Origin of the sequence: Actinophytocola xinjiangensis, assembly GCF_001921215.1 — a bacterium.
GTDB lineage: Bacteria > Actinomycetota > Actinomycetes > Mycobacteriales > Pseudonocardiaceae > Actinophytocola > Actinophytocola xinjiangensis.
Genome location: NZ_MSIF01000026.1, coordinates 1 through 12,750 on the forward strand (window position 1 = coordinate 1; position 12,750 = coordinate 12,750).

The window sequence follows — 12,750 nt, forward strand, 5'->3', positions numbered from 1 at the left end:
GCTGGCCGCGGTCCCGGGCGCCCGCGCCGCCGGTCTCGCCGCGCGGCTGGCGGAGCTGGCCGAGGACAACGGGATCGTCCTGACCGAGCCCGCCGCGCCGGCCCGCGCGGACCTGGCGCTCGCCGCCGGCGGACCACCCGTTGGCCGGGATGTCGTGGTGCTGCGGGGAACGAGCCCGGTCGACTGGGCGCTGGTGCCGCAGGGCGTGGTCGACGCGGCGGCGCACGCCAGCTGGACGGTGCTGCGGCGGGACGGCTCGTCGGTGGTCGAGGTGTCGGTGCCGCGCGCGCCGGGTGCGCGGCGGGCGGGCCTGGCCGCGCGGTTCGGCCCGGTCGAGGTGGCGCTGGACCTGCCGGCGGGCGACGGCCCGGCGACCGGCCGGGCGCCGGTGCCGGACGCGGTGGTCCTGCTGCCGGCCGGAGAGCGGACGCTGACCGTGTACGCGCCGGACTTCGCGGTGCCCGACCGCCTCCCCGACCCGGACGCGCCGGCCCGGCGGGCGGCGATCGTCGCGCTGGCCAGGACGCGGGTGGGTTCGCCCGGCGCCACGCTCGCCGAGTACGTGGCCGGCGCATGAGCGACTGGCGGCGGCTGCACGACGAGGGCGTCGCGCTGGCCGGGTCGGGCGACCTGGACGGCGCGGTCGGCGCGTTCGAGGCTGCCCTGGCGGCGGTGGACGGGGAACCGGTGGCGGTTCGGGCGTCGGTGCTGGTGAGCCTGGCGGCGTTGGTGGAGCACCGGGGTGAACTGGACCGGGCGGTCGAGCTGGCCGGCGAGGCGATCGGGTTGGCACGCGACGGCGGCGAGCCGCTGACCCTGGTGAACGCGTGCGCGCTGCGTGCCCAGGCCCTGCTGCGCGGCGGCCGGGCCGAGGAGGGGTTCGCCGACCTCGATCTCGGGCTGACCGTGGACGACGAGCCGGTGACGGTCGTCCTGCACGTCGTGCGGACCGGGTTGCTGATGGCCACCGGCCGGCTCGACGAGGCAGAGGAGTCCGCGATCCGGTCGGTCGAGCTGGCGCACGCGCACGCCCCCGAGCACCTGCCGCACGCCTACACCAACCTCGCGCTCATCGCCGAGGCCGTCGGCGACGACGAGCACGCCGCGCGCTGCCGGTTGCTGGCCGAGAACCCGGACGCGCCCCGCCCGGTCGGGCAACGCTGGCGGCAGGTCGTCGAGCTCAACGCCAGGGCCGCCGAACTCGCCGGTGCCGGGGACCCGAGGGCCGCGTCGGCGGTGTTCGACGAGGCGTACCGGGCGACCCTGGTGCCCGACAACGAGATGGACGACGTGGAGGCGCTGGTGTGTCGGGCGGCGGTGACCGGCAACCGGGCCGCGCTGGCCGCCGGGGTCGGCGATCTCGACGAGGCACTGCGGCTCGGTACCGAGACGATCGAGCTGGCCAGGCAGGTCGAGTCGCGGGTCGGCGACCGGTACGGCACGGCCGCCGACCGGGTCACCGCGCTGGCCGCGCGGGCGAGCTACCTGCGGCAGCGTTCGCGCACCGACGAGGCGCTGGCCGACCTGGACGAGGCGGTCGCGACGACCCGGGACGAGGCGGTGGTCGCGTCGCTGCGTACCGCCCGCGCCGGTGTGCTGGCCGGCGGCGGCCGGTTCGAGGAGGGCCTGGCCGAGGCGACGGCCGCGCTCGACCTGGCCGGTGAGCACGCGCCGCACCTGGTGCCCTACGCGCACGTGGCGCTCGCCGACCTCGCCGACGCGACCGGCGACACGGCGGCGAGCGCCGAGCACCTCACCGTCGCCCGGATGCTCCTGGCCGCCACCGGGGACACCAACGCCGAGGCCACCACCCTCCTCAGCCTCGCCCGACTGTCCTATTTGGACAGCGAGTTCGACGCGGCGGACGCCCACTACGACGACGCCGAGGACCTGTTCACCCGCCTGGGCAACACCACCCAGCTCGTCACCTGCCTCCACGGCCGCGCGGCGATCGCCGTCCACCGGGGCCGGCCGGCCGACGCGCTGACCATGCTCGACCGGGTGCTCGACGCGCTGGGCACCGACCCGCCCCCGCTCGCGGCGATCGCCACCGGCCAGGTCCGGGGCGCCGCCCTGGAGGCCCTCGGCCGGTTCGCGCAGGCGCGCGCGGAGTACCTGGCGGCCCGCGACCTCAGCGACCGCGCCGGCCTCTGGCACGTGGCCCTCGGCCTGGACTGGTGGCGAGCCGACTCACTCACCCGCTGGGCCCACGCCGCCGCCAACCCCGACCCCGACACTGCCCCCGACCCCGACGCTGTCTCTGCCTCTGCCTCTGCCTCTGCCTCTGCCGACGACCTGCGTCGCCAGGCGCTGGACGTCGCGCTGCCGGCCGCCCTGGCCGCCGAGGCGCTGCGCCGCCGCTTCTCCCCCGGCCCGCTGCGGGAACGTTGGGTGGCGCTGGCCGCCGCGCCCGCCACCCGCTCGGCCCTGACCGCCATCACCGCCTCCGGCGACCTCGCCCTCACCGCCGCCTACCTCGACCACCTCGCCGCCACCGTCTCCCTCGACGGCCCGGCCCGCCCGGCCCTCGGCGAGGTGGCCTCACTGCCCAGGCCGCCGGACACCACCTTCGGCCCGCCACCCAGGGTGCGGGTCGACCCGGCGGTGCGCGGCCCGCTGGACGACTGGATCGACCTGGCCGAGCGGCGCTACGGCTTCGCCGTCCGCTCGGCGGAGGTGGTGCGGTCGTGGTGAGACCAACCGTCCAGCTCACGTTCGTCGACGCCGGCGAGATGTACGTGATGTGGCGCTGGGAGCACGCCCCCGGTGAGCCGCACGTCGACCTCCAGGCCCGCGCGCACGCCACCGGGGTGCTGGCCGAACTGGACCGGGCCCTCCCGTCACCGCTGCCCGGCGAGAGCACCGGGGACGCGCTCGCGCGGGCGCTGGCCGGCGGCCCGCTGACCGACCCCGACCGCGAACGCGACCTGTCCCGGCGACTGGCCGACGCGCTGATCCCGCCCGCGCTCGCCGCGCGGCTGTCCACGGCCGAGGACCGCGTGCACCTGCGGATCCAGCCTTCGCCGTCGACCGCGCGGGTGCCGTGGGAGGCGTTGCGGCTCGGGGACGGTGGGCGCCTCGTGCACCGGTGTGACGTGTCGGTGCTGGTGCCGGCGACCGTGCGCAACGCGCCAGGCCGGCGGGTCTCGCCCTGGGACCCGAGCGGGCCGGTGGTCGCGGTGCTCGACCCGGTCGTGCCCGACCTCGGCCCGGTCCTTGGCCAGGACGAACGCGCGCGGGTGGCGGACGAGATCGGCGCCGTCCACGCCGACCTCGACCGCGACCGGCTCGAACAGGCGCTCGACGGCGCCGCGCGGCTGCTCTACGTCGGGCACGTCACCACCGCCGGGCACGGCCTGGACGCGCGCCTGCACCTGTCCTGCGGACCCGCGACGACCGGTCGCGCCGCCCTGCTCGGCACCCACCGCCCGCTCACCGCCGGTGACCTCGTTCTCGGCCACCGCCCGCACGACCCGACACCGTGGCGCTTCCCCAACCGGGTGGCCCTGGTCGCCTGTGAGAGTGGCGCCGACGCCCGGTTCGCCGAGCCGACCGGCCTGGTCACCGCCATGGTCAACGGCGGCGCCGAGTACGTGACGTCCACCCGGTGGGTGCTGCCGACCGACGCCGGCCTGGCGCGCCACGGGTTCGCGCCGGCCGTCACCGGCGTGATCGTCGCGGTGCACACCGCCCACGGGTCGGCCGACCCGGTCGCCGCGCTCGGGGCGTGGCAGCGCGACCTGGCCGCACGCTGGGACGACACCGGCGACCGGGCGTGCTCGCCGGTCCTGTGGGGGGCGTTCTGGACGGCGTACGCGCCGAACCTGTGACCGGTAGGCCGGCACCGGGCGGCACGCTGCTCGCATGTACCCCGCGTTGGTCAGCTTCGGCGTCCCGGCGTTGGTCTGCGGGCTGTTCACCTGGCTGGGCATGGACCTGCCAGGGCACGCCCCGCCGCTGATCGCGCTGTCGGCCGGCATCTACGGCTTCCTGTTCTGGGTGTACCTGCGGTCCCGGCCGCTGCGCGACCCGCCCCTGGAGGCGACCGTCACCGGGCGGGTCACCGGGGAGCGGACCGTCATCCACGTCGTGGTGCGGACACCGGAGGGCCTCCGGGAGGCCGTGCTGGCCGACGAGATCGCCGGCGAGCACCTCCACCGGTTCCAGCCGGACACCACGTGGTCGGTGCACACCGTCGACGACCGCCCGACCGAGGTCCACCTGGACCGCGTCCACCGCGAGGTGCGGGGATGATGGCGTGGGCGCTGCGGCTGGGGGTGCCGGCGTACCTGCTGTGGATCGTGGCCACGTTCCGGTTCGACCTGCCGTGGTACGTCTCGCCGCTGCTGGTCGTGCCGGTCGCCGTCGCCGGACTCGGGGGGTGGCTGGCGTACCTGTGGTTCGGGCCGCTGCCGGCGCTGGACCCGGTGGCCCGGCAGGCGACCGTCACCGGCCACACCACCGAGGTGATCGACGAGTACGACCGGCGGTGCCCGGTCGTGCACCTGCGGGTGGACGCCCCCGACGGCCCGTTCGACTCGGTGCTGGCCGACGAGATCGCCGACGAGCACCGGGACAGGTTCGTGCGGGGCAGCCGGTGGTGGGTGCGCACGTTCACCAGCCGGCCCGAGCGGGTGTTCCTCGCCGGCGCCCACGACGACGTGCTGCGGATCGGGTACCACCTCGACGGTGTGCGGCTGGCCGAGGAGCGCGTCCACTGGCGTCGGCCGAGGGGTGGCTCATGGACCTGACGATGTGGCTGGTCGTCGGGGTCGGTGGGCTGGCGCTGCTGGTGGCGTTGGCCGGGCGGGACGCCGTCAGCACGCCGGCGGAACTGGCCGCCACCGCCGCGCGGATCGCCGGGGCGACCCGGGAGTCGTGGGAGCGGGAACCGAGGGCGCTCACCGATCTGCTGTGTGTCGACGCCCGGTACGGGCCGGCGGTGGGGGTTCTGCGGTGGCGCGAGGGGTTTGTCCGGCCCCGCGTCGGGCGGCTGGAGTGGTGGTCGACCGAGGGGATCTCGGACGGGCTGGAGACGGTGACGTTGGCGTTGCGTGTGGACGGACAGGTGGTGGTGGTCACCGAGTATCCCCGGGAGGTCGACGGGCTGCGGCCGGGGATGCTGCTGCCGGTGGTGGATCTGGGTGAGGGTTTTCGGCTCGCCCTCGGGTATCCGGCCGGTGAGCTGCTGGCGCTGTTGGCCGATCACCGTCGCGAGGCCGGGTTGCTCGACGATTTCGCGCACGCCGCCTGGTTACGTGGCCGGCGTTCGGTGGTCGCGGTGGCGGACGTGTGTCCGACCGGGCGGGTTCGTGACGACCACGTGGAGGTGGCGGTTCTGGTGGGTTCCGAGCGGGTGGTGGGGTTCGTTCGGCCGGAGGAGGCCGGGGCGATCCGGCTGTCGCGGCAGGTGCCGGTGTGTGTGCTCGACGGGCGGGTCGCGTTGGGGTGGTTTCCGTTCTGATGACGGTGCGCTACGTGTCGATCCTGGGGGTCGAGGACAACGTGAGCCGGCGGTGTCAGTATCCGCGTCGGGTGTTGGCCTTGCGGATCGCCGTGGGGTTGCCCGAGCCGGGGTTGGTGGTGGTGTCGGTCGATCCCGCCCGGTGGGCGTTGGTGCGGGTCGGCCGGATCCTGGGTGTTCGGGTCTGTCCGGGTGGTGTCGTGCTCGCCGAGGAGGAACCCCGGGAGGTTCGGTTGGCCGGGTTGGTCGCGCAACGTGTCTCCGAGGGGTTGCTTCCCCGTCCTGAGGGGGTGCTCCGTTCGGGGACGTTGCTGGGGGTTCGGGTCGGGCCGGAGCGGGTCGGGGACCGGGTCGCGGTGTCCTTCGACGTCGAGGTGGCGGGGGTTGTTCGGGTGGCGACCGGGTTGTATTCGGCTGAGGAGCTTGCCGGGTACGCGCCCGGGATTCGGGTTCGGGTTCGCGGGGACGTGCTGTGGCCGGATCTCGAGTTGGTGGACCTCGGCGGAGATCCAGTTGGGCCTCACCTGGGCAGAGTGCGGAGGTAGGTGGCGAAACCTTCCAGGCCGTCGATGTTGCGGGGACCGCTGATGCCCTCGTTGTAGTTCAGGATGTAGAAGTTGTTGTTCACCACGGCGGGCAGGGTGGCGGTGGTCGGGGAGGTGCGCAGGAAGTCGATCTTCTCGGCCGCCGGCTGGTCGCCGTAGTCCAGGATGATGATCACTTCGGGGCGGGCACGAACCACCGCTTCCCAGCCGACCTGGGTCCAGCGTTGGTCCAGGTCGGCGAAGATGTTGCGGCCGCCGGCGAAGGAGATGATCTCGTTGGGGGGCACCTGGTTTCCCGCCGTGAACGGTTGGTCGGTACCCGAGTCGTAGAGGAAGACCGGAACCGGGTCGCCCTGGGGAGCCCGGGCGGTGACGGCGTCCACGCGGGCGCGGAGGTCGGCGACCACCCTGGCGGCCCGGTCCGGGACGCCGAAGATCTCGCCCAGACGGGTCAGGTCGGTGTACAGGGCCTCGAACGGGGGATGGCGTTCGGGATGGCCGGGATAGTTGAAACAGGACTCGGCGTGCAGGAAGCTCTGGATTCCCAACCGGTCCAGGATCTCCGGGGTGATGCCGCGCTGGTCGGAGAAGCCGGAGTTCCAGCCGGCCACCACCAGGTCGGCGCGGGCATCGACCACGAGTTCACGGTTGAGCAGATCATCGCCCAGGAAGCGGACCTTGGCGTACTCGGCCACCCAGGGCGATTCCTCCACCGGCGGGTTGGCCGGGGGCATCACGTAGCCCAGCACGTGGTCGGTGAGACCCAGGGCGAACAGCTTGTCGGCACTACCGGCCTCGTAGGCCACCACCCGGTGGGGCGTGGTGTAGGAGACCTGTTCGCCGCAGCGGGCGACCGTCACGCGGGTTCCCGGGTCGGTTGGTTCGATCTTGGCTCCGCAGCCGGTCAGGAGCAGCACCGCCACGCCCAGCAACACGATCCTCATCTGAGACTTCCTCTTTCCGGTAACGAATGGAGTAACTGGGGTACGCCCCGGTGGTGGACGATCGTGACCGTTGTGCCGAACACCTCTCGGACCAGCGCTTCGGTCAGGACCTCGTGCGGGGTGCCGGAGGCGACCAACCGGCCTTCGCTCAGTACGCCCAGGCGGTCGCAGGTGGCCGCCGCCAGGTTCAGGTCGTGCAGGACGACCAGTACGGTCAGGCCGAGATCCCTCAGCAGCACCAGCAGGCCCGCCTGGTGGCGGATGTCGAGGTGGTTGGTGGGCTCGTCAAGGACCAGGACCTGGGGTTCCTGCGCCAGTGCCCGGGCGATCAGCACCCGTTGCCGTTCACCGCCGGACAGGGACAGGACGCCTCGGGTGGCGAGGTGGGCGACGTCGAGTCGTTCCATCGCCGTGTGGCACAGGGCGCGCTCGCGGGCGCCCAGTCGTTGGTTGCCGGTGTGGTGCGGGGCCCGGCCGAGGGCAACCACCTCCTCCACGGTGAAGTCGAGGTCCAACCCGTTGTGCTGGGTCAGCGCGGCCACCGAGCGGGCACTGTCCTTTCTGGACATCGACGCCAGGTCCGTCCGCCCCAGCCAGATGGTTCCGGTGGTGGGGCGCAAGGCGCGGTAGACGCAGCGCACCGCGGTGGACTTGCCGGATCCGTTGGGGCCCACCAGGCCCACGACCTGACCGGAGGGCACTTCCAGCGACAGCCGGCGGACGATCTCCCGACCGTCCAGCACCGCGGTGACCTCGTCGAACGCCAGACGCATCAGCGGCCACCGAACAGGTAGGCGCGGCGACGCAGCAGGACGATGAACACCGGGACACCGACCAGCGCGGTGATCGCCCCCAGGGGCAGTTCGCGGGGCGCGACCAGTGTCCGGGACACCAGGTCCACCCACACCATCAGCACACCGCCCACCAGCGGCGCCACCACCAACACCCGGCGGTGGCCGGCGCCGGTCACGATGCGCACCACGTGCGGGACCACCAGGCCGACGAAACCGATGGCGCCGCTGACCGCGACCATCGCCCCGGTCACCAGGGAGGTCAGCACGAACAGCCGGCCGCGCAGGCCGGCAGCGTCGACCCCGAGGCTCGCCGCGGTCTCGTCGCCCAGCGACAGCACGTCCAGTGGGCGGCTCAGCCGGCGCAGCACGACCAGTCCGATCAGGACGGTCAGGGCGACGACCGGGAGCACGCCCCAGGTCGCCGCGCCGAAACTGCCCATCGTCCAGTACAGGACGGCGCTGGTCGCCTCGGCGTCCGGGACCAGGTAGATCAGCACGCTCAACAGGGCCTGGAAACCGAAGGCCATCGCCACCCCGGTCAGTACCAGCCGCAGCGGTGTCGTGCCGGCGCGCGACCGGGCCGCCAGGTGGACCAGGACCGAGGCCGCCAACGCGCCGAGGAACGCCCCGGCCGAGACGGCGTAGATGCCCAACGCTCCCCACACGCCGAGGACGCTGACGCCGACCGCGCCGACCGAGGCCCCCGACGACACCCCCAGGATGAACGGGTCGGCGAGGGCGTTGCGTACCAGCGCCTGCACCGCCACCCCGACCGCCGCCAGCCCGCCGCCGACCACGGCCGCCAGCACCACCCGGGGTGCCCGGATCTGCCAGACGATCTGGTAGCTGGTCACCTCGCCGGCGGCGATCTCCCCGCCGGTCACCGCGGCCCACAGGTACCGCGCGGTGTCCGCCGGCGCGACGGTCGCCGCGCCCAGTCCGATGGCCAGCAGCACCGACACCGCCAGCGCCACCACCAGCCCGGCGATCCGAACACCGCCAGCCATGATCAACTCCACCTATTGGCAACGATTATCAAATTCGACTGGACGTTAGCCGGCGACCCCCGACCCCGGCAAGCCCCCACCCGCCGGAAAACGTGGTGACGGTCGCGACACCCGACCGCTTTACTTCTCCGCCATGGAGAACCTGCCCCCCGCACTGCGCGCACGGGTGCTCCGGCTCAACGCCGACCTGACACTGGAGGAACTCGACCCCGAGCCGGTCGTGTGGCTGGCCTGCGACCTGCTGGTCGCCGGGGCGGACACGCCGGCACTGTGCGAACTGGCCGGGGAGTCACCCACCGGCCTCACCCTGGCCGACGCCGAGCCGCTGGTTCGGCGGATGCTCACCGAACTCGGTGTCGAACCCGTCGACACGGTGCGGGCTCCCCGGATCGTGGCCCACGACATCGCCCGGCGGATGATCAGCGGAAGCCTGGCGCCCGAGGACGGCGCGGACGAACTGTGGAGCCTGTGGCCCTACCGCGACGACATGGCGGAGATCAGCGCACTCACCGGCCCACTGGAACGGTGGGAGGACACGCCGGCCGAACACCGTGACGAGGACGCGCTGCGCGCCGAGCTGCTCGACGTCGCCGAACAGGTCATCCGCACTGTCGGGTGTTGGCCTGACAGCGCGAGCGGCGACGGGCCGTTACCGTCGCCGGGCACGGGTTCGGCGACGCACGAGGTGAGTTCGATCTACCAGCAGCAGTGGCCCGGCGGTTACGGCCCGCCGCCGCCGGCGTACCCGCCCCAGGGACCACCACCGGGACCACCGCCGGGACCACCGCCGTCGACCAGGCCGTTGACCGCGGCGAAGTGGACCACCTTCGGCATCGCGCTGTTGTTGTTGCCGTTGATGGGGTTGTGGGTGCGGCACGGGTACGACGTACTGGAGGACCTGCGCACGCTCTCCGCCCTCGCGGGCGCCGACTCCGGGGACGGCAAGGGACTCAAGGGCGGTGACGAGGCCATCGCCTGGTGGGAGTTCCTGGTCATCGTCGAGTGGGCGACGCTGGTCGCGGTGGTGCTGCTGGCGATCGTCGCGTTCGTCGCGGGGACCGGGAAGGCGTGGGCGCGGGGGGTGTGCACGTTCCTGCTGCTGTTCCCGATCGGCGTGATCATCTTCGGGGTGATCGACAGCGGGCCGGACGGCCTCTGGGGCGCGGCGTTCCTCGTCCCGTTCGGTGTGCTGTTCGCGCTGTGGTGGCGGCCGGCGACGACCAGGGCGATGCGGGTCAAGGCCAGGAAGAACCCGTGGCCGCACCACCAACAGCCGATGTACTACGGGCGATAGGACGGCAGGGTCCCGCGCGGCAGCGGGCCCTTGTTGCGCGTGCCGTTCGTGGTCTCCTCCCACGCGTGCGCCAGGATGCCGACGCTGCGGCTGAGCACGAACAGCCCGCGCGCCAGCGCCGGCGCGAACCCCAGCTCCGCGTAGATCACCGCCGTGGCACCGTCGATGTTCAGCGGGACCGGCGCGAGGCGGTCCTCGACCGCGCGCGCCGCCCGCAGGTACGCCCCGGTCACCACCCCGTCGGCGACGGCCGCGTCGACCAGGGCCAGCAGCGGGTCCCGGCGGGGGTCGACCGGATGGAAGCGGTGACCGAAACCCGGCACGTACCGGTGTCCGGCCACGACCCGCTCGACGGCCTCGGCCAGCGGGGTCCCCGACCCGGTGGCCGTCACGATCCCGGTGAGCACCTCGACGCACTGCTCGCCGGCACCGCCGTGCACGTCGCCCAGGGCGTTCACGCCGGAGGCCATCGCGTTGTTCAGACCGACGCCACAGGTCGCGGTCATCCTGGCGACGGCGATCGACGGGGCCTGCGGGCCGTGGTCGACCGAGGCGACCAGCGCCGCCTCCAGCAGCGCCGCCTCACCGTCGGCGGGCAGCGCACCGCGCACCATCAGCCAGATCATCGACGTGAACCCGACCGTGCCGATCAGCTCCTGGACGGGGATCCCGCGCAGTTCCAGCACTCCGGGCGCCATCCGGGTGATGCCGGTGGCCCACCAGTCCTCGGGCGTCACCGGCCGGCCCCCGTCCACCGGGTGACCAGGTCGGCGACCTGGTCGTTGTGCTCGCCGAGGACCGGCGCCGGACCGGTGGGCGCCAGCGGCTGACCGTCGACCAGCACGCCGTTGCCGCAGGTCCGGACCACCCGGGTGGCGTCGCCGGGGAACGGGACGTCGGTGAAGAAGCGGCGGTGGGCCAGCTGGCCGGATTCCACCGCCTCCGGCACCGACAGGACCCTGGCCGCCGGAACCCCGGCCTCGGGCAGCAGCCGTTCCCACTCCCGGGCGGGGCGCGTGCGCAGCGCGCCGGTCAGCTCGGTGTCCAGCGCGTCCCGGTTGCGTTGGCGTGCCTCACGTTCGGCGAAACGAGGATCGGTCGTCAGGTCCTCGCGGCCCAGCAGCCGGCACAGCGTCTCGAACTGGGACTGGCGGTTGGCGGCGATGTTCAGCAGCCCGTCGGCGGTCTCGAACGTGCCCGACGGCGCGGCCGTCGCGTTCTGCCGGCCGGCCGGCACCGGGGTCACGCCACCGATCACGTGGTGGGACACCGTCCAGCCCATCGCCGAGACCGACGCCTCCAGCATCGACAGGTCCAGGAAGCAGCCCTGCCCGGTCCGTTCCCGGCCGGCGAGCGCCGAGGTGATCGACAGCGCCGCCATCAGGCCGCCGATCGTGTCGCAGACCGGGAAACCGACGCGCAGCGGCGCGGTGTCCTCGGTGCCGGTGACGCTCATCATCCCCGACAGGCCCTGGATGATCTGGTCGTAGGCCGGGGCCTGGCTGCTCGGGCCGGTCTGCCCGAACCCGGTGATGGCGCAGTAGACCAGCCGGGGGTTGATCGCGCGCAGCCGGTCGGCGTCGAACCCGAGGCGGCCCAGTACGCCCGCGCGGAAGTTCTCCACCAGCACGTCCGCGCCGCGCACCAGGTCGGTGAACACCGCGCGGTCCTCGTCGTCCTTGAGGTCGAGTTCGACCGACTTCTTGCCGGCGTTCTGGGCGAGGAACGACGCGCCGAGGCCGGCGTCGTTGAGCGCGGGGTCCGGGCCGAGCTGGCGGGCCAGGTCCCCCGAGCCAGGGCCTCGACCTTCACCACCTCGGCGCCGAAGAGCATCAGCTGGTAGGCGCAGTACGGGCCGGCCAGCACGTTGGTCAGGTCCAGGACGCGGATCCCGTGCAGCGGCGCCATGTCCTCAGCTCCCCGCCTGGCGGAACGGGTGGTCGAAGCCACGGCGGTGGAGCTGCCCGGCGGCCTCGGTGAGCGCGGCGGCGAACTCGGCGACCCGCTCGTCGGGGAACCGCACGCTCGGCCCGGACAGCGACAGCGCGGCGATGACCGTGCCGGCGCGGCCCTGGACCGGGACGGCGACGGCCGACAGCCCGGCCTCGCGTTCGCCGTGGCTCACCGCCCAGCCGCGCGCGGCCGCCTCGTCGACCCCGGCGCGCAGGGTGGCGAGGTCGCCGTGCGGGGACGTCGCGGCGACCCTGGCCAGGTGCTCGTCGTCGGCGTCGGCGAGCAGGACCGTGGCCGCCGCGCCGCCCCACAGCGGCAGTTCGTCACCGATGCGCACCACGTGGCGCAGCGCCTGCTGGCTCTCCTGCTGGGCGACGCACACGCGGTGGACGTCGCGGCGGACGTAGAGGTTGACGGTCTCGCCGTGCCGTCGCGCCAGTTCGCGCATCAGCTCGGTGGCCTCCGGCGGGAGTTCCCAGCTGCCCCTGGCCAGGTGCGCCCAGCGCCACAGGCTCGGGCCGGCCAGGTAGCCGTGTGCGGTGGCCCAGAGCAGGCCGTTGCGTTCCAGGGTCTGCACGAGCCGGATGACGGTGGTCTTGGCCAGGCCGGTCTCGCGCACGATCTCGGCCACCGAGACCGCCGGCCGGGACTCGGTGAGCAGCCCCAGGATGTCGACGCAGCGCTGCACGCTGCGTACCCCGCTGTCGTCCGTGGTCACGGCGAGGACCCTAGACGAAGTCCGCACAACG

At 73.7% G+C, this 12,750-nt stretch carries 12 protein-coding genes and 2 pseudogenes; 8 read left to right on the forward strand and 6 right to left on the reverse strand.

The window, feature by feature from the left end; all coding sequences use genetic code 11:
• The 7 genes and pseudogenes from BLA60_RS44410 to BLA60_RS34735 form a co-directional block, all read left to right on the forward strand.
• Positions 1-577, forward strand: a pseudogene (locus tag BLA60_RS44410) (hypothetical protein); the annotation flags it as partial.
• Positions 574-2,694 carry a tetratricopeptide repeat protein gene (locus BLA60_RS34710; RefSeq protein ID WP_075137300.1) on the forward strand — a complete coding sequence of 707 codons (2,121 nt, stop codon included), beginning with the start codon at positions 574-576 and terminating at the stop codon, positions 2,692-2,694. The pseudogene BLA60_RS44410 and the gene BLA60_RS34710, both read left to right, overlap by 4 nt.
• Entirely contained in the window at positions 2,688-3,830 is a 1,143-nt protein-coding gene (locus BLA60_RS34715) for a CHAT domain-containing protein (protein ID WP_075137301.1), read from the forward strand. The genes BLA60_RS34710 and BLA60_RS34715 overlap by 7 nt, the downstream gene beginning before the upstream one ends.
• Positions 3,831-3,864: 34 nt before the next feature.
• Complete coding sequence (locus BLA60_RS34720; RefSeq protein WP_075137302.1) at positions 3,865-4,254, forward strand: hypothetical protein; 390 nt, start codon at positions 3,865-3,867, stop codon at positions 4,252-4,254.
• Positions 4,251-4,751: a hypothetical protein gene (locus tag BLA60_RS34725; protein ID WP_075137303.1), complete on the forward strand. Its 501-nt coding sequence runs from the start codon at positions 4,251-4,253 to the stop codon at positions 4,749-4,751. Before BLA60_RS34720 ends, BLA60_RS34725 begins: the two co-directional genes overlap by 4 nt.
• Positions 4,742-5,464, forward strand: a complete 723-nt coding sequence (locus tag BLA60_RS34730) for a hypothetical protein (protein ID WP_075137304.1) — start codon at positions 4,742-4,744, stop codon at positions 5,462-5,464. Before BLA60_RS34725 ends, BLA60_RS34730 begins: the two co-directional genes overlap by 10 nt.
• Positions 5,464-6,009 (forward strand): hypothetical protein, encoded by a 546-nt coding sequence (locus tag BLA60_RS34735; protein ID WP_075137305.1) that lies wholly within the window; start codon positions 5,464-5,466, stop codon positions 6,007-6,009. Before BLA60_RS34730 ends, BLA60_RS34735 begins: the two co-directional genes overlap by 1 nt.
• On the opposite strand, the gene BLA60_RS34740 is transcribed toward BLA60_RS34735, so the two are convergent.
• Genes BLA60_RS34740 through BLA60_RS34750 form a run of 3 tightly spaced genes read right to left on the reverse strand, consistent with a single transcriptional unit; the run spans position 5,985 to position 8,754 of the window.
• Positions 5,985-6,953: an ABC transporter substrate-binding protein gene (locus BLA60_RS34740; RefSeq protein ID WP_075137306.1), complete on the reverse strand. Its 969-nt coding sequence runs from the start codon at positions 6,951-6,953 to the stop codon at positions 5,985-5,987. The genes BLA60_RS34735 and BLA60_RS34740 overlap by 25 nt on opposite strands.
• Complete coding sequence (locus BLA60_RS34745) at positions 6,950-7,726, reverse strand: ABC transporter ATP-binding protein (RefSeq protein WP_075137307.1); 777 nt, start codon at positions 7,724-7,726, stop codon at positions 6,950-6,952. The genes BLA60_RS34740 and BLA60_RS34745 overlap by 4 nt, the downstream gene beginning before the upstream one ends.
• Positions 7,726-8,754, reverse strand: coding sequence for a FecCD family ABC transporter permease (locus tag BLA60_RS34750; RefSeq protein ID WP_084735757.1), 1,029 nt, complete (start codon positions 8,752-8,754; stop codon positions 7,726-7,728). The genes BLA60_RS34745 and BLA60_RS34750 overlap by 1 nt, the downstream gene beginning before the upstream one ends.
• A gap of 133 nt (positions 8,755-8,887) precedes the next feature.
• On the opposite strand from BLA60_RS34750, the gene BLA60_RS34755 reads away from it, so the two are divergent.
• On the forward strand, positions 8,888-10,048 hold the full coding sequence (locus BLA60_RS34755; RefSeq protein WP_075137309.1) for a hypothetical protein: 1,161 nt from the start codon (positions 8,888-8,890) through the stop codon (positions 10,046-10,048).
• Here BLA60_RS34755 and BLA60_RS34760 read toward each other — a convergent pair.
• The 3 genes and pseudogenes from BLA60_RS34760 to BLA60_RS34770 all read right to left on the reverse strand — a co-directional run bounded on the left by BLA60_RS34760 (position 10,036) and on the right by BLA60_RS34770 (position 12,719).
• Positions 10,036-10,803 (reverse strand): citryl-CoA lyase, encoded by a 768-nt coding sequence (locus BLA60_RS34760; RefSeq protein WP_075137310.1) that lies wholly within the window; start codon positions 10,801-10,803, stop codon positions 10,036-10,038. The two genes, BLA60_RS34755 and BLA60_RS34760, sit on opposite strands and share 13 nt — an antisense overlap.
• A pseudogene (locus BLA60_RS34765) lies at positions 10,782-11,956 on the reverse strand (CaiB/BaiF CoA transferase family protein). The gene BLA60_RS34760 and the pseudogene BLA60_RS34765 overlap by 22 nt, the downstream one beginning before the upstream one ends.
• A gap of 4 nt (positions 11,957-11,960) precedes the next feature.
• Complete coding sequence (locus BLA60_RS34770; RefSeq protein ID WP_211288941.1) at positions 11,961-12,719, reverse strand: IclR family transcriptional regulator; 759 nt, start codon at positions 12,717-12,719, stop codon at positions 11,961-11,963.
• Between the last annotated feature and the right edge of the window lie 31 nt (positions 12,720-12,750).

Bases quoted from the DNA above. Each gene is read 5' to 3' on its own strand.
- BLA60_RS34710 (WP_075137300.1), top strand. From the start codon at position 574: ATGAGCGACTGGCGGCGGCTGCACGACGAGGGCGTCGCGCTGGCCGGG.
- BLA60_RS34720 (WP_075137302.1), top strand. From the start codon at position 3,865: ATGTACCCCGCGTTGGTCAGCTTCGGCGTCCCGGCGTTGGTCTGCGGG.
- BLA60_RS34725 (WP_075137303.1), top strand. From the start codon at position 4,251: ATGATGGCGTGGGCGCTGCGGCTGGGGGTGCCGGCGTACCTGCTGTGG.
- BLA60_RS34730 (WP_075137304.1), top strand. From the start codon at position 4,742: ATGGACCTGACGATGTGGCTGGTCGTCGGGGTCGGTGGGCTGGCGCTG.
- BLA60_RS34735 (WP_075137305.1), top strand. From the start codon at position 5,464: ATGACGGTGCGCTACGTGTCGATCCTGGGGGTCGAGGACAACGTGAGC.
- BLA60_RS34740 (WP_075137306.1), bottom strand. From the start codon at position 6,953: ATGAGGATCGTGTTGCTGGGCGTGGCGGTGCTGCTCCTGACCGGCTGC.
- BLA60_RS34745 (WP_075137307.1), bottom strand. From the start codon at position 7,726: ATGCGTCTGGCGTTCGACGAGGTCACCGCGGTGCTGGACGGTCGGGAG.
- BLA60_RS34750 (WP_084735757.1), bottom strand. From the start codon at position 8,754: ATGGCTGGCGGTGTTCGGATCGCCGGGCTGGTGGTGGCGCTGGCGGTG.
- BLA60_RS34755 (WP_075137309.1), top strand. From the start codon at position 8,888: ATGGAGAACCTGCCCCCCGCACTGCGCGCACGGGTGCTCCGGCTCAAC.